This is a genomic window from Shewanella abyssi (assembly GCF_023284025.1).
GTDB classification, from domain to species: Bacteria; Pseudomonadota; Gammaproteobacteria; order Enterobacterales; family Shewanellaceae; genus Shewanella; species Shewanella abyssi.
The window spans coordinates 73730-93756 of sequence record NZ_JAKIKR010000001.1 but is presented as its reverse complement, the minus strand read 5'-3'; the positions used below and the strand labels follow the sequence as shown (position 1 = coordinate 93756).

The 20027-nt window shown below is 42.3% G+C and carries 11 protein-coding genes; 1 reads left to right on the top strand and 10 read right to left on the bottom strand.

The genetic code is table 11. The features are described 5' to 3' along the window. The first annotated feature begins 226 nt into the window (after nt 1–226). Nucleotides 227–823: a peptidylprolyl isomerase gene (locus L2755_RS00420; protein ID WP_248978774.1), complete on the top strand. Its 597-nt coding sequence runs from the start codon at nt 227–229 to the stop codon at nt 821–823. 135 nt (nt 824–958) lie between these two features. On the opposite strand, the gene L2755_RS00415 is transcribed toward L2755_RS00420, so the two are convergent. The 10 genes from L2755_RS00415 to prc all read right to left on the bottom strand — a co-directional run bounded on the left by L2755_RS00415 (nt 959) and on the right by prc (nt 20018). Beyond that, a complete protein-coding gene (locus tag L2755_RS00415; protein ID WP_248978773.1) occupies nt 959–1492 on the bottom strand; it encodes a cell division protein ZapC in 534 nt (177 codons plus the stop codon). Nucleotides 1493–1668: 176 nt separating this feature from the next. Then, nucleotides 1669–2688, bottom strand: a complete 1020-nt coding sequence (gene pyrD, locus L2755_RS00410; RefSeq protein ID WP_248978772.1) for a quinone-dependent dihydroorotate dehydrogenase — start codon at nt 2686–2688, stop codon at nt 1669–1671. Nucleotides 2689–2747: 59 nt separating this feature from the next. Further along, complete coding sequence (locus L2755_RS00405) at nt 2748–7592, bottom strand: NAD-glutamate dehydrogenase (RefSeq protein WP_248978771.1); 4845 nt, start codon at nt 7590–7592, stop codon at nt 2748–2750. Between the two features lie 261 nt (nt 7593–7853). Continuing rightward, nucleotides 7854–10157, bottom strand: a complete 2304-nt coding sequence (locus L2755_RS00400; protein WP_248978770.1) for an efflux RND transporter permease subunit — start codon at nt 10155–10157, stop codon at nt 7854–7856. A 13-nt stretch (nt 10158–10170) separates the two neighbouring features. Then, nucleotides 10171–11187, bottom strand: coding sequence for a WD40/YVTN/BNR-like repeat-containing protein (locus tag L2755_RS00395; protein WP_248978769.1), 1017 nt, complete (start codon nt 11185–11187; stop codon nt 10171–10173). 50 nt (nt 11188–11237) lie between these two features. Beyond that, a complete protein-coding gene (locus L2755_RS00390) occupies nt 11238–12602 on the bottom strand; it encodes a DUF1329 domain-containing protein (RefSeq protein WP_248978768.1) in 1365 nt (454 codons plus the stop codon). 18 nt (nt 12603–12620) lie between these two features. After that, on the bottom strand, nt 12621–14702 hold the full coding sequence (locus tag L2755_RS00385; protein WP_248978767.1) for a DUF1302 domain-containing protein: 2082 nt from the start codon (nt 14700–14702) through the stop codon (nt 12621–12623). A 318-nt stretch (nt 14703–15020) separates the two neighbouring features. Further along, nucleotides 15021–15251: a DUF2835 domain-containing protein gene (locus L2755_RS00380; RefSeq protein ID WP_248978766.1), complete on the bottom strand. Its 231-nt coding sequence runs from the start codon at nt 15249–15251 to the stop codon at nt 15021–15023. 88 nt (nt 15252–15339) lie between these two features. Beyond that, nucleotides 15340–17901: an aminopeptidase N gene (gene pepN / locus L2755_RS00375; protein WP_248978765.1), complete on the bottom strand. Its 2562-nt coding sequence runs from the start codon at nt 17899–17901 to the stop codon at nt 15340–15342. Nucleotides 17902–17975: 74 nt separating this feature from the next. Next, entirely contained in the window at nt 17976–20018 is a 2043-nt protein-coding gene (gene prc, locus L2755_RS00370) for a carboxy terminal-processing peptidase (protein WP_248978764.1), read from the bottom strand. Nucleotides 20019–20027: the final 9 nt, after the last annotated feature.

Below are 20027 nucleotides of genomic sequence, written 5' to 3'. Positions count from 1 at the left end.
GTACTCAATTTGTTTGCACTACTGCCTGTTTACGCTGGTTAATCACACAGTTTAAGTTATTAAAAATGCGACATTTTGTAACTTTACCCTCTCCTCTCTTGATCACAATCTTTCAGCATGTACACTGCACTAAAAATACATTAACGCTACAATGTCGCTACAAAATTTCAGCAAAATTAATTCTCAACGTTGATCTGAATTACCAACATTATAATAAGGTCCAAATATGAACAAGATGCTCCCACTATTAGCCTGTCTCACTATTACCGCTTGTGGCTCAGATAGTTCAGATACACCAGAGCCTCCTAAGGTCGTACCCGCCTTAAAAGCTGATGTGTGTTATTTGATGTCGACAAATAAAGGCGATATGACGCTCGCCATTGATCTAACCAATACGCCGGCTACGGGACTCAATTTTAAGGACTATGTTGACTCAGGGTTTTACGATGCCACTCTTTTCCATCGAACCATCAACAACTTCATGATCCAAGGTGGCGGCTTCACCACCGGGCTTGTTTTTAAACCGACCAATGACCCCATCATTAACGAAGCGAGTGTCGGGATCAGTAATAAGCGCGGCACCATTGCAATGGCGCGTACTGATAACCCTGACTCAGCCACAGCGCAATTTTTTATCAATGTATTAGATAACCCACACCTAGATGCGTCGGATTCAACTGCAGGTTATGCGGTATTTGGTAAAGTCATTAGTGGTATGGATATCGCGGATCAAATCAGTATTGTACCTACTCTTGTAAATGATGTTCCGGTCGACGAAATTACTATTGATACTGTTGCCGAAGTTAGCTGCACGACAAGTTAATAGGTGAATAACCGATTTAAAGTTGCTTAGCTTTAACAATAATAAAACCGAGAGTTGACTAATATCAGCTCCCGGTTTTTTTATTGATTCGATATCAAAGAAGAATGGTTGTTGTCGCAAATAACTCAATGCTGATTAAGCCACGTTTATTTGTCTCTCAACTGCCAAAGGCGCCAAACGATTATGCATGACTTTAATTGTTTCAAATTGAGTTAACGTTTTGGAATCTGTTAAACGACACTCTTGAGACAAGATCATCACCAATGATGCTTGTAATCCGGATTCAATAACCATTGCCGGTACAGTATGCTCACAGGTTCTCAACTGGAAAATCTTGCCGATATCGCTATACACACATTCGTGTGACACTTCGAAAAACCAAGACTTAGGCATTTGGGGTTTTAATAAAAAATGTCCAGCGGTAGCATTTAATGCTATTTGGACAATAAGTGCATCGTTGAGTGAGAGTGTTTTTGATAAACGATCAACCAAAGCAATATAGAATTTAGCGTGTTCAACGCTAAACTCAGTTTTAATTTTGGCATCAGGTATTAGGGATTTTAACTTATATGGTGATAGAAATTCCATATCACTGCCTAACGAAACAGTTAATACACCGTATGTTTCATTATATCCCCATTGCCATTCCCTTGTTGGCATTAATAACATAACGTTTACCTTTATTTAGATACAAGTGGATAATAGATGATAATTTCATCAATATCAAAATAAATTTAAAACGAAATTTACGATCATATAAAACAAAAAAACGATCATTCAGATCTATCAGCAGATCTAAATGATCGTTTTCATGAGTGATATATTAACTTACGACCGCAACGCTGCTATTTTATACGATACGCTTCCACTATATCTTTTATTAACTCTGGGCCTTGATAAATAAAACCAGAATAAATTTGTACCATTTGAGCGCCAGCATCCAATTTATCTAAAGCATCCTCAGCACAGTTAATGCCACCAACCCCAATAATAGGAATTTGACCTTTGAGGCTATCTGCAAGCTGCTTTATAACCTTAGTAGACAATGAATTCAATGGCTTACCACTCAAGCCACCTGTTTCATTGGCGTTGAGCAATCCACTGACACCATCACGAGTTAAGGTGGTGTTGGTTGCAATTGCTGCATCAAATTCATTACGGATAAGTGAATCTGCAATCTTTTCAATCTCTTCCCTTGAAAGATCTGGTGCGATTTTTAATGCTATCGGTACATATTTCCCGTGTTTTTCGGCAAGATCTTTTTGCTTTTGCTTCAGTGATCCTAAAAGATCATCTAGCAGATCACCATATTGTAGCGATCGTAAACCGGGTGTATTTGGTGAAGAAATATTTATCGCGATATAGGCTGCATAGGGATAAACTTTATCCATACAGATTAGATAATCATCTTTTCCAAGCTCAACGGGTGTGTCTTTATTCTTGCCTATATTGACACCAACCATCGCAGCTGATTTTACCGTTTTCAGATTCTCGACTAAACTATCGACACCTTTATTGTTAAAGCCCATACGATTGATAATTGCTTTAGCAGGTTTAATTCTAAACAATCTTGGTTGCTCATTACCAGATTGAGGGCGTGGCGTCACCGTACCAACTTCAATGTGACCAAATCCCATCGCATAAAAAGCATCAATACATTCGCCATCTTTATCCATTCCCGCAGCTAATCCGACTGGATTTGGGAACGTCAGTCCCATCATAGTCACTGGGGCTGGTTTAATCTTTTGGGCGTAGAAACAGTTTAGCGGCGAGTGACCCGTAGCTTTTAAACTGCCAATCGCTAAATTATGGGCGACTTCTGGATCCATCTGAAACATGAACTTTTGTGCAATTTTATAAAACATGCTTTCTCCTAGACCGAAAAAAGCCCCGGCATTTGCCAGGGCCTCCGATTCATATCAGATTACTTTTGACCTTCACAATGAAGGATCAAAAGATTAAGTTCACGTAGGGCTACAGAGAACTTTGCAAACTCATGGCTTTGCGAAGTCTTGAAATCAGCCAGCATATGGAACCATCGTTCCAACAAGCCTTGATTCAATTCAATCCACTCTGAAATGATCTTGCTAGCATCACAGCTTTCAGTACAAGTTCGAAGTACCACTGAACTTAGTGAACGCTGCTGCCAATCAAGCTCTTCTCTAAATGCTGCTCTTGCCAGTGCTTGCCAGTGATTCGATACTGGTTGCGCACTAATTTGCTCAAGGAACCAATGCAGATCAACGCTCGCGCCTAACTTAAAGTAAGTTTCAGCAACCAACGGAACTGATTTGGCTTCAAGATCACAAATTTGTGCAATATCTAACGCAGAGAATAGCGTACTTACGTTAGCGACCACCATTGCCACATCTTCTGGTACACCCTCTTTAATCAGTGCATCAGACTCTGCGCGTATGCCTGCAACTTCATCGTTAACCATATATTGATGAACATTCGCTTTAAGTTCATCAAAAACAGGTCTAAAGAACTCAATTGTCTGTTCAATATTTAAATTGCGGTTACGATGACGCAAGAACCAACGGCTAGCACGACGAATATTACGTCGTAACTGATGCAGCATTTCGCACTGTACAACTGCTGGAATAATGCCATTTAGATCAGTAATAGATCGAGTTAAATCTGCTAAACCAAACACTTCGCGAGCCATAGTGTAGCAAATAGCGGCTTCTGCTACTGAGGCACCTGTCTCATCTTGCATACGTTGTACAAAATTAAGCCCCATATCATTAACGAGTTCATTGGCTAACGAAGTAGCAATAATTTCGCCGCGCAGTGGATGTGCAGCCATATTGACGGTGTACTTTTCTTGAAGTTGCTTAGGGAAATAGGCAACCAGTAACTGACTTAAGAAACTGTCTTCAGTAATTTCAGTCGTCAATAACTGCTCTTTAAGTACCATTTTAGCGTAAGCAACAAGTACAGAGAGCTCAGGACGGGTCAACGACTTACCATTCACTAAGCGTTCTGCAAGCTCATCTTCATTAGGTAAGAACTCAAGTGCTCTGTCTAACTTACCCGCTTTTTCAAGATAATGGATAAAACGGATCTGCTCTTTTAACTGCTCAGCCCCTCGCACTTGAGTCACTGAGATAGTACGGGTCTGATCTTTACAGTCTTGCAGCACGATACGACTGACTTCGTCGGTCATCTCAACCAGCAAACGGTTACGTTGCTTAATGGTCATTTCGCCATCAGCGACTAACGCATTGAGCAAAATCTTGATATTGACTTCGTTATCAGAACAATCAACACCACCAACATTATCAACAAAATCGGTATTCATACGGCCACCATTAGCGCAGTATTCAATACGACCCAATTGAGTACAACCTAAGTTGCCACCTTCACCAATAATTTTGGCTCTAACTTCGTTGCCGTTTACCCGGATAGCATCGTTAGCGCGGTCACCCACTTCTGCATGGGTTTCTTTTGTTGCCTTAACGTAAGTTCCAATGCCACCATTCCAGATCAAATCAACCTGCATTTTAAGCAGTTCTTTGAGTAACTCTAGGGGGGGCATAGAGGCCTTTTGCGTGCCTAACATCTTCTTCATTTCTGCAGATAATGGAATCGACTTAGCAGAACGCAGGAATATACCGCCGCCTTTTGAGATCAACTCAGCGTTGTAATCTTCCCAGCTTGAACGAGGCAAAACAAATAGTCGCTCACGTTCAACATGGCTAGTAGCAGCATCTGGATTTGGGTCAATAAAGATATGCATATGGTTAAATGCTGCGACTAAGCGTGTGTGCTTAGACAACAACATACCATTACCAAATACATCACCCGCCATGTCACCAACAGCAACACAGCTAAAGTCTGTCGTTTGGCAATTAACGCCCATTTCACGGAAGTGACGTTTAACCGATTCCCAAGCACCTCGAGCGGTAATCCCCATCTTCTTATGGTCATAACCGTTACTACCACCAGAAGCGAATGCATCACCAAGCCAGAAATTGTATTCTTCTGCTATTTCGTTAGCGATATCAGAGAACGTAGCGGTACCTTTATCGGCTGCAACCACTAAATATGGGTCATCTTCGTCATGTCTAACGACATTATCAGGAGCAACGACTTCGCCATCAATAATGTTATCGCTAATGTCGAGCAAGCCACGAATGAATAAGCGATAGCACTCTTGTCCTTCGGCAAAAAAGGCTTCACGCCCACCGTCTGTCGGCAGTTGTTTACAAACAAAACCACCTTTAGCACCAACGGGAACAATGACCGTATTTTTAACTTGCTGCGCTTTGACAAGACCAAGCACTTCGGTGCGGAAATCTTCTCGTCTGTCAGACCAACGCAGTCCACCACGGGCCACTTTACCGCCACGTAGATGTACGCCTTCAACACGAGGTGAATAAACGAATATTTCATACTTAGGCAGTGGTTTTGGCATCTCAGGGATAAGTGCTGGTTCGAACTTGAAAGAGATATATGATTTAGCCTTACCAGAAGCTGCAACTTGATAGAAGTTAGTACGATTAGTCGCATTGATTAAATCAAGGTAACGGCGAATAATTCTGTCATCATCTAAGCTCGAAACGTCATCGAGGCGAAGATCAATCTGCTCAATAAACTTGGTTAATGTACGTGTTTTCAACTTTGGGTTGAATTTACGAATGTACATTTTAACCAGTAAATCAGCTATTTGAGGGTAGCTAGAAAAAGTTTCTTCGATGTAAGCTTGGCTAAAAGTAGAGTCAATTTGACGCATATATTTAGCGTAGGCTCGCAGTACGGAGACTTCTCGCCCAGTCAAACCGGTTGATAATACCAAGCGGTTAAAGCCATCATCTTCAAGCTCTTTTCTCCAAACTTGCGACAATGCTGTTTGAAATCGCTCTTGGCTATCGGCCAAATTGTCGCTGGCAACAGCTTGAGTTGTCATTAAGAAGTCTAGGATCCAATAAATATCACCGTCGGCGGTAATCACTTCATATGGACGCTCGTTAATGACGCGTAAGCCAAAGTTTTCCAACATAGGTAACACGTCAGAAAGATGAATAGGCTCATCTTTATGGAATAGCTTCAAACGCACTTTGCTATTTTTAAGCGCTGTTTCCTGCGGCTGATAAAACAACATGCCTAGCTTATGATCATCATCTAACGCTTCAAGATGTTGAATATCAACGACAGAAGAACTTGGCAATACATCTTCTTTATAGCTACGAGGAAACGCATCTACGTAACGCTTAACCAGGCTTGTTCCAATTTCTTCACCTTGAGCACTAATTAAAGCACTACCCAGTTTGTCTTCCCAAGAACGAGCTGCTTCAGTCAAATTATTTTCTATCGCTGCCACATCGACATCCATATTATTGTTATCAACTTTGATAATGTAATGAGTACGAGCCAAGGTTGACTCTGAAAAATATGTTGTAAACTCAACATCTTCACTACTATTAAAATGTTGAGCTAAAATCCGCTGGGTATCTTCACGTAGCTTAGTGTTGTAACGGTCTTTAGACACATATACTAAGCAAGAGAGGAACCGACCAAAGCCATCTTTTCTGACAAACAGTTTTAGTTTGTCTCGATCTTGCATCTCAAGCACGCCATGTGCAATGCGAGCCAGCTCTTTAACATTTGCTTGGATTAATTCATCGCGTGGTAACGTCTCAAGAATATGCATTAATGCTTTATAATCGTGAGAACGAGGCGTTAGGCCTGAACGATCAAGCACGCGCTGCACTTTTTCAGCAAGCAGTGGAATTTCACGAGGACTGCGGTTATATAAGTTAGACGCGTACAACCCGATGAAGCGATCTTCACCAACGACATTGCCGTCTTCGTCAAAACGCTTAACACCAATATAATCAACATAGGCTGGACGATGAACACGGCTCTTTTCGCTACTCTTAGTCAATACCAACAAACTGCTATCAAGCGCTTCTTTGCGGGCACTTTCTGAGAAGTTAGACAGTAATAAGCCAGTTTCGGTATTGGTTTTTGCGGACTTTGTCATTAAGCCTAAACTTGTACTCTTGTCAGCAACGAGTTCTAAATCACCTTCCACTTTACGTAAATCGTAACGTCTGTAACCTAATAAGGTAAAGTGGTGGTTATTGAGGTACTCAAGAAATTGGGTCGCTTCACTTAACTCTTCTTTAGTACCTGGGTAGGGTCGAATCACCAGTTCATTAATCGTCTCACCTAACTTGGCCGACATAAGGTCCCAATCTTGGACAGATGCTGCGACGTCGGCAATAATAGACTCAATCTCTTTGGTTAACGCTTTTATGTCCGCTTCGCTACTTTGTCTATCGATTTCAATCAAAAAGACAGCAACTTTATCAACATCAGCTTTTTCATCGGCGCTATAACTAACTTGAATTACTGAGCCATCTTTACGCTCAATCGCCATGGGAGTATGGAGCATCATGTGTGCCGTAATACCCAGTCGATTAATTGCCATACCGACAGAATCGACTAAGAAGGGCATATCGGGTTGAATGATCTCAATGATCGAATGAGTTGATTCCCAACCATGTTTCGACTGGCTTGGGTTAAACACGCGAATGTGTCCTTCCCCAACGGATGTTCTATTTAGGGCGTTCCACTGACTCAAGACAGCACCATAGAGGTCACTGTCATTACGAGCATTGAGGTCGTCTTTCGACATATGCGCGTATAGGCAAGTCGCGAACTGTTCTACTTGTTTTGCTTGTGAATTGGGTACTTTAGAGTGAATAAGGTTGACTACATTTTCCAGTAGTACTGAAGGCATTGCATCTTTCAAGGCCATGTTGCTGTTTCCTTAGGGGGCTATGGCAGCGCTTTTATATTTTTATGGATGCTTAAAATCTGACCTGAGCCTATTTCTGTGACCTAGGTCATAGCGCGAAGTCTATTACTAAACCTGCCATAATTCGAGAACTATTTTAGTGGTAGTGCCTCCTTAAAAGAATGCTTCACGGCTTTTATGGCTGTCCGATGAAATAACAATCGCTGATAGCGTTTTTTTATGCAAAAAAAAGAGAAGCTTTCGCTTCTCTTTTTTCAGTCTTTATTTGGGTTGCCGCCAAAATACTGCAGCTATTGCTGGTAGGATAATGATGGCACCTAACATATTCACTAAAAACATAAATGTTAGCAAAATACCCATGTCCATTTGGAATTTAAGCGCCGAGAAGAACCAGGTACTCACGCCTATTGCAAGTGTTAAGCCGGTAAACATTACCGCGCTGCCGCGCTCGACTAATGCTTCGTAGTACGCTTGCTGTACCGGCATACCTTCTCTTAACCTCACCGCCATCGTCGACAGAATATAGATCCCGTAATCAACACCAATACCAACGCCTAGAGCAATAACTGGTAAAGTGCTCACCGCAAGACCGATATCAAGCTGTGTCATCAATGCTTGCGCTAAAGTGGATACTACATACAAAGGCAAAATAACCGCAATAGTGGCACGTAAAGAGCGGAAGCTAATCAAGCACAATACAAATACTGCACCATAGACATAAAGCATCATCGGCAGTTGCGCTTCAGCAACGGCTTCGTTAGTTGCCGCCATGACGCCAACAGGGCCAGATGCTAACTTGAACGTGAGCTGTTCATTATTCATCTGCGCTTGCAGCTGATTAACCTTGGCGATAACGACTTCTATGGTTTCTGCTTTATGATCCTTTAAGAAAAGATACACTGGCATAACAGAACAATCACTGTTCAATAAACCTGAAGTTGTCGGTACTCGCCCTACAGCTTGTACTAGACTAGCCGTATTTCTAGGCAAGACTTGCCACTTCGGATTACCTTCATTAAAGCCAGCGTTGACTCTTTTTGCTACCGAAGCCAAGCTCGCTGTCGATTCAACACCAGCGGTGTTACTCACTTGCCACTCAAATTCATCAATTTGAGCTAATACCGAATGATAAGTACACGCTTCTGGAAATGCTTCGACGATAATAGTCATTACATCGGTGGTAATTGAAAACTTATCGGTAATGAAGAAAGTATCCTGATTATATCGAGAATCTAAGTGCAGCGCAGGTGCCCCTCCTTGCAGGTCGCCGATTTTCATTTGGTTCGCTTGCTGTAACCCTACCGCATATAAACCGGCGGTGATGAGTAATACCCATACTGCATATTTAGGCGTTGCGAACTTTGATAGTTTGACCCAAATATTATTTGCTTTAACCGCTGCAGTGTTCTTTGGGGCTGGCACATTGGTATAAGAAATAACAAGTGGCAACAGAATCAGGTTGGTTAAAATAATGACCGCGACACCTAGTGAGGCAGAAATTGCCAGTTCATGAATAATGCCGATATCAATCGCTAGCAGGGTCATAAATCCTATCGTATCTGATAACAGCGCCACACCACCTGGGATCAATAAACTTCTGAATGCTAATGCTGCCGCAGCTTTAGTACTCTGACCATCACTCACTCTGCGTTTTACCGCATTAATCATCTGTACGCTATGACTGACACCTATCGCAAACACCAAAAAGGGTATCAAAATGGACATAGGGTCTAAGCCAAACCCTACTACGGTTAACAATCCAAGTTGCCAGACAACAGCAGTTAAACTACACACAAGTGGTAAAACAGTCAGCACAATCGATTTAGAGAAAAAGAACACCATGACTGCGGTGACAAGAATGGCTATTAGGAAGAAAAGCAACACCCCTTTAGCGCCATCTGCAACATCGCCAGCCATCTTGGAAAAACCAATAATATGGATTTTTATATCATCAGTTTCGTATTGGGCTCTTAGCTCCTGTTCCAACTGCTCTGCAATCGCTAACGTATCGAGAGGCTCTCCGGTTTGTGGATCGAAATCCATTAACTGAGCACTCACCATCGCAGCGGAGTAATCTTCAGCAATCAGTCGGCCGACAATACCGGCTTTTTCAATATTACCGCGCACGATGGATAAGCCTTGGTCGGTAGTGGTAAAGTCCGCTGGGATAACTGGGCCACCGGCAAAACCATCTTCGACGACTTCAGTAAAGCGAGTCGATGGGGAAAACAGTGATTTTACCTGTGCCCTATCAACACCTGGGATAAAAAACAGTTGGTCATGCACATTTTTGAGTGAATCAAAAAAATTAGCGTTAAAGATATTTCCGCTAGTGTCTTCAACCGCCACCATAATGCTATTTGCACCACCAAACTGTTTCTGGTGCTTCAAATAGGTTTTCATGTAACTATGGTTGAGTGGAATATTTTTAACAAAAGCAGCATCCATTTTCAGGTTACTTGCTTGCAAGCCTAAAAATAGCGTTGTAATAACAAATAAGAAAATTACGAAAGCGCGATGCCTGAAAAGATAGGTTTCAATGCCATTTACGAGTTTATCTAACATAAATCAGGTCCTATTATTTTTGTACTAACTTGATGAGACCTTTATTGCCAGAGATCCACAACACACCAGTGGAGTCTTTAGCAATGGCGACGAGGTTTTCGCCCTGTCGTTGTTCTACTAGCTGCGCGTCACCTTTTTCCGTGACATCGATAATCACGCCAGCATTACCAACAATACGCAACACAGCCCCCTCTAAAGGGATCCCTGCATTAATCGTAGAGTCGACAGGCAAACTAATCTCCTGCCATAGCGCTAGGTCTTCATTTGACTCAAAAAGATGCCCTCTAAGCCCCATAACATAGACACGGTTATCGACAGTCACCGCATTAAAGAGAGACCCTTCATAGGGGAAGTCTTGTTTCTGCCAATGGATCCCTCTATCGCTTGAGACAGCGACAAGGCCTAATTCCCCCACCATGATGAGCCGATCGTTCGCGATGGGTAATACCCGATTAAAATGCGGTAGCAAGCTATTACGCTCTGACAAATACAGTGCTTCGTCTTCGGCTTTTAACTCTTCAAGGTAAGCCACATCCTCTTCAAAAAGAAGTTCTTGATGGTACTCACTCTTCCAGTTTATACCACCATCAAGGGTGCGATAAAAAAGGCCATACGCTCCGATAGCAATGCCATTATCTTCATCAAAAAAGAGTAGATCCAAAAAAGGTTTTTCGATTTCTGGCGCCTGCATCTGTAACTGCCAAGTCAAACCGCCATCAAGGGTATGGATGATAGTGGCGTCATGGCCGACAGCCCAGCCTTTATCTTCAGAGATAAAAAAAGCTTTGGTTAACTGAGCTAAGGTAGGCGTGTTGACTTGTTGCCATTTTGTATCAAAAACAAATGCGTGACCACGCTCTCCAACCGCAACCAAAGTTTCACCATATTGAGCAATATCGAGAACTAAAGAGTGCGCAGCAAGAGGTTGAATTTGTTGTTCTAATGTTGTTTCTTGCGCCAATATAGCAGAAGAATTGAAAATACTGGCGACACTCAAAAATGAGATAAACCGAAGCATGCTAAACGACATACAGACTTCCTTTAAATATAAGAGGGGCAAAATGCCCCTCTATATGTGGATTAACGAATACCAGCACGTCTTAGCGCAGCGGGTGTGAAGTTACCTTCACTAAGCTTTGCATCAAAGTCATACATACGGCCTTCATTATCTAGACCCATTGCGATATAACGACGAGACTGAAGATCATGGAATACTTCCAAAGTACTCCACTGAGTGGGCACTTCGTAGTAGTTCAAGCCGTGGGCAATCGCGACACGGTAAAGTTCATCACGGTTGTCATATAGATCGGCAACCGATACCTGCCATGAATCTTCATCGATATAGAAAGTACGCGCCTTATAGATATGACGCATGCCCTCTTTCAGCGTTGCTTTAACTACCCATACACGATGTTTTTCGTAACGAACATACTCTGGATTGATATGACCTGGCGTAACAATTTGCTCATACTCAAGTTTATCGGAATGCAGCTTATAATCGTTATAGGGAATATAAAGCTCTTGCTTACCGACTAACTCCCAGTTGTAGCGCACTGGAGAGCCGTTAAACATATCAAAATCATCGGTTGTTCTTAGACCATCAGATACTGTACCAGGGGTGTCGAATGCAACATTGGGTGCTTTGCGTACGCGTCGTTGGCCAGTGTTGTAAGTCCACGCTTGGCGAGGAAGCTTTTCTTGATCCATTGTTTCTTTTACGAGCAGCGCCGTACCCGCTAAGCGAGCAGGTTGGATCACCACTTGTTTAAAGAAAAACAGCGTATTTTCTTTGGCTAGTTTATCCAATGTCATCTCTGGACGAGAATATTGAAAACGGATCTCTTCGGCAGTCTCAACGAGCGTGTAACTGCCGCCAGCCGTTGGTGCTGCTTGGCTACGAGATGTTTTAATATCTACGCCACGAAAGCGCAGTACATGGTTCCAAATCACTTCCAAACCACTTGCTGGTATTGGGAAAGGTATACCGATTGATGCCCCCGTAATACCGTTGCCACCATCAATTAACTCTGCACGTGTTGCGTTAATCATCGTTGCGTCGTATACAAACTGTGGTACTGACGCTGAACGGCGCGTTTGATAAACATTCATTTTGAAAGTATCAGGATAAAGCTCAAAAAGCTTAATTTGACCGTCAGTTAAAAATGCTTTGTATTGGTCTTTATTAGCGTTGCTAATGGTAAATTCAATTTTATCACCTGGAAATGGATCTGGGTGATGCATGCCTTTACTATAACCCGCTACAGGTTCAGTAATGCCGCCATTCCACGCTGGAATAGACCCATCTGCATTGCCCGCTTTTACAGCGCCAAGAGGTGTAAACTCAGAGCCTAATTTGGCTGCGTCTGCGTCAGATACTTTAGCCAAAGCGCTAGATGCACCTAGGGCCATAATGACTGCTGCAGACAATATCGCAAGATTCTTCATTTTTATTGTCCTTGTGACTTAGATTGAGTACTTAACGTTGAACGACACATAGTCTCGATCAGCCATTGTATTTGTCGTTCCTACACCACCAAAGAAAGTGTTGTAAGAGATATCTGCGCTCCAGCGGCTTTGGTAGTCAAAGTTAAGGCCTAAAGCGACCGATTTTTTACCTTCAGTAAACAGGAACATTGGATCTGGCGTAATACCATCAACGTCGTGAGAAAAAATCACTCTTGGCGCGATATTTATTCCACCCCATACGTTGTTATAATCCGCCTTAGCGACTAAACGATAACCCCAAGCAAAATCGGTGGGGAATGGATTCGTTTCAGGACCGTTATGCACTGCCTCAATAATACCAGGCATATCAGGGTTACCACCTGAACGCGCCGTGCCTGGTCCATTTAAGCGAAGCTCATCAAAGCTCGGCATATCATGGATCCACACGCCGCCAATTTCGGCAAGCATCACAAGGTTATCGGTACCCAGTGTTGGGCCAAATAGATGGGTAAATGTCGTTTGGGCTTGAGTCGTATCTAAACGGATAAAGCCTTCTGCATATTGACCAGGGCCATAGTTCTCAATCTGGGAGATCCCATCAAGATCTGCCCTGTAATAGGGTAGACTTGGGTCAACATTCGCCAACTGCTGTGGCATTGCGGCAAACAACAATTCAACATCATCAATCTGTAATGGCTCATCTAAACGATGGGCAATTTCACCGGCAACAGAGGTGTCACCCACTAATGTGTTAAAGCTAAAGCCCATTAATTGAATATCTTCAGGGTACACAATTTGTGCTTTTGAGAAGGTTTCTAATGCTAATAGATCTTCACGGGTCATCATTTCGCCAGACTGCGCTTTTCCACCTAGGCGTTGTAAGTCTCTACCGATCGCTTCTGCAGTGAAATTCGCTGTGGTACCACTGATCAGTGGACGACGGCTATGATAATTCATGTAGTACAAACCAAACTCGGTTTCACCCAGTTGCGGTGCGTAATAACCCACTTTAACGCCCCATTGGCCGTCATCACTCGCTGAAGCATCATCTTCAGTTAATGTAGCCTTGGTTGGATACGCTAATGCAAGGCTTGCCAGAGTATTATCGTCGACGAGTCCTGAACCGACCATGCCCACAAGCGTATTATATTCAGAAAGTAGGAAATCAAGATTCATATCAGGGTTAGAGTTAAAGCCTAGCTGAGCATTTTGGTTATAACCGCCGTAACCTGCAAAATCGTTGGTAGAGAAGATAGAACCAGGGGTTGGTACCCATACTGGCTGCCAATCATACTGATAAAAACCTTCTACTGATAAATTATCAGTTAATCCGAAAGATGCCCAAACCATGCCTTGTGGCCTAAAAGCTTCTTTAAGCTCTGCCCCGGGTGCATTCAAGATATTAAGGTCTACAGCGTTAATGACACCGATACCATGGGCAATTAAGGTACTCTCACCCCAAGAAACCACTTGATTACCGACACGAATTGTCAACGGGTTAGCACCATCATTGAAATCGAAATTGCCATAAACGAACGCATCAAGCAATCGTATGTCTTTACACTGGACTTCTGACGCCTTGCTGTCTGCGCAAGGGTCAAACTCTTTACCCGTTAGAGGGTCATTAAAGTCATAGTTACCATCATTGAGCTTACGATCATAAAAATACATACCGCGCGCAAAAACACCAAAGTTCTTATATGTTAAAGATAATTCATGCAGACCTTTAAATATCTCGGAAGTGGTGTCGCCTTGCGAGTACAGTAAATTGCTTAAATCACCGTTGCTTGAATAGGAACCTGGCTGCGCCCAAATTTCAGCAGAGCTGTATTTATTCCGTGGTTGCCCATTACTGTCTGGAAATGCAGAGTAACCAGACCAATCGAACTGTGGTTGGTTAACCTTACCTATCTGATTGTTCCAATCTCGCCCTTCTACTCGCCAACTTGCACCAGCAGTCCAGGTTGAATCGAATGTTCCTTCTACTTCGCCCCAATTAAATGAGACTGCATTGGCTGTTGTTGATATGCCAAAACCGAGCGCCGCAACTATCCCCAAAGCGAGCGTCGACTTGTTAAAGCCGTTTTTAACCTTTTTCATTTTAGCTTCTCTCCGTAACCTGCTGGATTCTTTTGTTATTGGAATTGATAGCCAACATACTGTTAGCTTACAGGTAACACCATTGTTACAGCATTTACACGAAGTGAGCAAGGATGAAATAGTGGAAATCTTTAATAGATTCAGCCATTTTAGAGGGATTTAGCCTAGTGTTTGACAGGGTGTATTTAAATCAGATTTAGATAATATTCAGAAGAGAGTTATTACAAGTTATATATTATTTAATAACAATACCTTATATAAAAATATACAAGTCCAAAGCAGTGCGTTTAAAGCAATCGACCGTTTTAAGTAATTACTCTAACTTTTATTGAGGCTGATCAAATTTCCTTGCCCATCAACCACCATTTTAAAATAGGCTCGGATCCCAGAGCGAGTGAAAAATGGCCGAAAATGTCTAGCACTTATCCATAACGTTCTTCCAGCGGTATCGACGACTTCAACTTTGGTAACTTGTCCACGATAATAGGGTAGGAAATCTTCATAGCTTATATTAAGAGGGAATTGAAATACTTGGTTAGATTGTCGCACTAGGTTTTTCTCAGATTGATGTCAACGGCTCAACTTAAACAGAGAGTAATCCTCTGAATAAGCTGAGATTTTACTTAGTCTATAATGATTATGACAGTGCTTTCGTCACCTTTTCATATAGATCTTTAGAAAGATCATTAATCGCGAGTATTTCTTGTAGCGAACTGCGCATCAATGCTTGCCTTTCTAGGTCAAATTTTTTGAACTGAATGAGCGGTGTGATGATCCTTGCGGCAACTTGTGGGTTAACGGTATTGAGCTTAATAATCGCCTTAGTCAGAAACTCATAACCCTGCCCGTCTTTACGATGAAACTCAAATGTATTGGCAGCAGCAAATACACCAATCAAAGAGCGCACTCGATTGGGATTAGACAGACTAAAAGCTTCATGTTGTAAAAGTTGTTCTAATTGGCCGATACAATCATTACTGGTAAACGTTGCGTGCAGGCTCAACCATTTATCCATCGCTAATGGGGTATCTATCCAGCGAGTTTCAAATGAGCTCATTAGTTGACTTCTAGAAGTCGAAGTTTCGCCATTGAGTGCGGTAAGCGCACCTAAGGTATCAGTCATATTGTCTGAAGACTCAAACTGCTGCTTAGCTAATTCACGATATGAGTCATCTACTTTTAAAAGTAAACTTAAGCAAACATTTTTTAAAGCGCGAGCGTCTGCACTATCGAGACGCTGTAACTGTTTTACTTTTGCTAACAGCTCATCTTCACACCCTTGTGCTATCTCCAGCACTGCAAACTGGCGTGCCAAAGCCAAACTATCTAAATCAATTGAATCCGTTTGCTCAATCAATGAACCAGCACTTGTGAGCGTAAGGATCTCTGCCATTAGCGCTTCATTAAGGTTCTCTGATAATAAAACACCCTTAAAACCATCTACCAGTCGGCCATCGATGTACATTGCCTTGCCACTTTGCAAGCTATCAACGCATTGCCATACAGCCTGACTAAATAGCGATACAGAGGCCTCCCACTTGGCAACTTCGCTACTGGCAAAACGCATCAAATGAAGTAGTTGTTCTATGGAGTATTCAAAGTTTAGCTTTACTGGAGCAGAAAAATCCTGCAGTAATGACGCAAAAGGTTTGGCCTTTAAATTATCAAAAACGAACTGCTGAGATTGCTCTTTAAAGTCTAGAACTTGATTAACTAAACTATTACCTTCGGCATCGATAAGCTCAATATCAAAAGGAATATGTTGCGGCAACTTATGAGCTTGACCAGGAGTATCTGGGGTATTTTGAGTCAAGGTTAAGCTGTATGTGCTATTTGACTCATCAAAAGACTCTGTTACCGTCACTAACGGTGTACCTGCTTGGCTATACCAACGGCGGAACTGGCCTAAATCGACTTTACTTGCATCTGCCATTGCCGCGACAAAATCATCACATGTAACAGCTTGTCCATCGTGCCTTGTAAAATACAGCGCCATACCCGCTTGGAATCTATCCTCACCTAGCAAAGTGTGGATCATTCGAATCACTTCTGCGCCCTTGTTATAGACAGTAACCGTATAGAAATTATTCATTTCAATCACTGACTCTGGACGGATGGGATGCGCCATAGGGCCAGAATCCTCAGCAAACTGCTGGTTTTTCATCACCTTAATGGCATGGATGCGGTTAACAGCACGAGAACCAATATCAGAACTAAACTCCTGATCTCGAAAAACGGTTAAACCCTCTTTTAAGCTTAACTGAAACCAATCACGACAAGTGACTCGATTTCCTGTCCAGTTATGAAAATACTCATGACCTACGACCGACTCAATACCATGATAATCATCATCAGTCGCTGACGCTTTATCAGCAAGTACATATTTAGTATTGAAAACATTAAGCCCTTTATTTTCCATAGCGCCCATATTGAAAAAATCAACGGCAACAATCATGTAAATATCGAGATCATATTCCAAGTTAAAACGTGTTTCATCCCACTTCATTGATTTTTTCAATGACGCTATCGCATGATGCGCTTTATGTAAGTTACCTTTATCGACAAATACCTGTAACTTAACAGTTCGATCACTACGGGTAATGTACTCATCCTCTAAAAGATCGAAGTCCCCTGCCACTAAAGCAAATAGATAGGCTGGCTTTGGGAAAGGGTCATGCCATTTAACGTAATGCAGGCCGCCCTCTAGGTTGCCACTTTCAACGAGATTACCGTTACTGAGTAAGAATGGAAATAAAGCCTTACTGGCTTCAATTCGAACGGTATAGATAGCCAATACATCGGGCCTATCAAGGAAATAGGTAATACGCCTGAACCCTTCTGCTTCGCATTGCGTGCAGTACGCCCCATCAGACATATAAAGTCCTTCAAGGCTGGTATTTGACTCAGGGTCCGTTACTGAAATAATTTCTAAAGTAAAGTTATCCAGCTCTGTCTCTATTATCAATTGACCTTGCTTTTCGCTGTAGCTCGCTGCAACGCCATCAATTTTAACAGAGGTAAGATTAATCTCTTCACCATCAAGAACCAAAGGCTCACTATGGGTGCCGACTCGGTTAACTTTGCTTGTGGCTATTATTGCTGTTTTATCACCAGCTAAAGAGATATCTAAATCAAGGTGAGTGATCTGAAAATGCGGTGCTTGATAGTCTTTGAGGTACTTAGCTTGAGGTTGTGTCATTGTAGGCCTACATATTCTAATTTTAAGTTAAAAAAAACGCGCTTAAAGCGCGTTTTCTAATTCATAAAGAACAACTAGTTCTGATTTTTCGCGAGTTTTTCTACGTCGGCTAAATCAAGTGTGATATAAGCTGTCTCATCAAGAAATGCATCTGTTTTTTCAGTGTCATCTTCAATATCGTCTAATGATTTAACAACCTTTAGACCTTCTCGAACTCTACGTTCGTTGACACGATCAAGTTGCTTCTTATCATTTTCGTCGCGTTCAGCAAGTCGTTCACTTTCGACCAATGAAACCGTCTTGTCGTTGTGACTCTGCTTAAATTCTGCAATATCTTGGAAGATGTAGCTGAACTCAACATCAGTTTTGATTCTTTGCTGATGCTTACCATCGAGATTTTGAATTAACTGTGGATAGATCTCAGTTAATGTACCGTATTGAGCAACAGGCACCTTATCCCATGGCAACGCATTTTCTTCTTCAGCTTCGCCATACTCCCCTGGCTCTAACGCACTAGGAAAAGGAATATCTGGCGTCACGCCTTTAAGCTGTGTACTGCCACCGTTGATTCGATAAAATTTGGCGATGGTGTACTGTACATGACCAATGGGCTTCTCATACATATCGTAGATACGGCCGAGACTCTTATGCTGCTGCACAGTGCCCTTACCAAAGGTAGATTCACCGACAATTAATGCTCGGTCATAATCTTGGAGCGCTGCGGCAAAAATCTCTGATGCTGACGCGCTGTAACGATCGACCATGACAGTTAAAGGACCGTCATAGGTGACACGTCCATCGTTGTCCCTATTTTGAGAAACACGGCCATTAGCGTCACGTATTTGCACCACTGGACCTTGCTCAATGAACAAACCCGTCAGTAAAGTGGCTTCTGTTAATGCACCACCACCATTGCCTCGAAGATCAATAATGACCCCTTCAACTTTCGCTTGTTTCAGCTCTGCAAGCTCTTTAGAAACATCCTTTGAAAGATCCATATAAAAGCCAGGAATTTGGATGACACCCACTTTACGATTGGCGTAAGGCCCATCGGTAGGCTCAACAACTTTAGATGTTGCTGCGCGGTCTTCGAGTCGAATCTTATCTCGAACAATGGTGATCTCAAAAGACTTGGCACTCGAACCGCCTTTGTTTGGCAAGATCTCTAACACAACCTTGCTGCCTTTTGGCCCCTTAATTAATTCAACAACGTCATCTAAACGCCAACCGATGACATCAACAACCTCTTCGCCATCTTGGCCAACACCAACTATTTTGTCTTCTGGTGATAACTTCTCGCTTGTAGCCGCTGGACCACCGGCGACTAAGCTCTTAATAACGGTATAATCATCATCAACTTGAAGAACAGCACCAATACCCTCTAAGCTCAGATTCATTTCCATTTGGAAACGTTCGGCATTTCTAGGAGATAAATAACTAGTGTGCGGCTCAACAGTTCTTGCAAATGCGTTCATCACCCCTTGGAAAACATCTTCACTGTGGGTTTGACTAAGACGCTTAATCGAATTGTTGTAGCGCTTTGATAAAATAGTAACGATTTCATCCCACTTTTTGCCCGTGAGTGAAAGGTTAAGCGCATCGTATTTGACTCGCTGACGCCAGAGTTCATTTAACTCGGCTTCACTTTTTGGCCAAGAGGCATCTTTACGATCAAATTCGTAAGCATCACCTGCTACATCAAATTTCATCTCTTTATCAAGCAGAGAAAGCGCATAGGAAAATCGTTCATAGCGACGCTTTTGAATGACTTCAAACATTGAGTATGCTTGCTGGAGATTGCCACTTTTCAACATTTCGTCAAATTGTGTTGAATACGCCATAAAGCCATCAACATCAGATTGCAGTAACACGTTTTTACGATAATCTAATTGCTTAAGATAACGTTCGAAAACTTGCTTTGAGAACGCATCGTCCATGTCAAAACGATGGTAATGTGATCGGGAAAATAAACCAGTGACGCGTTTACTCGCCACCTTATGCTGGGGTTCCTGTTTTAAAGCAGGTAACTCGCTGAATTGAATAGTAGGGCTAACAGCCCACGCCGAGAATCCTACAAAAATACTGGCGATAGATACAGCCAGAGACATTTTCCGCATCAACAAGTT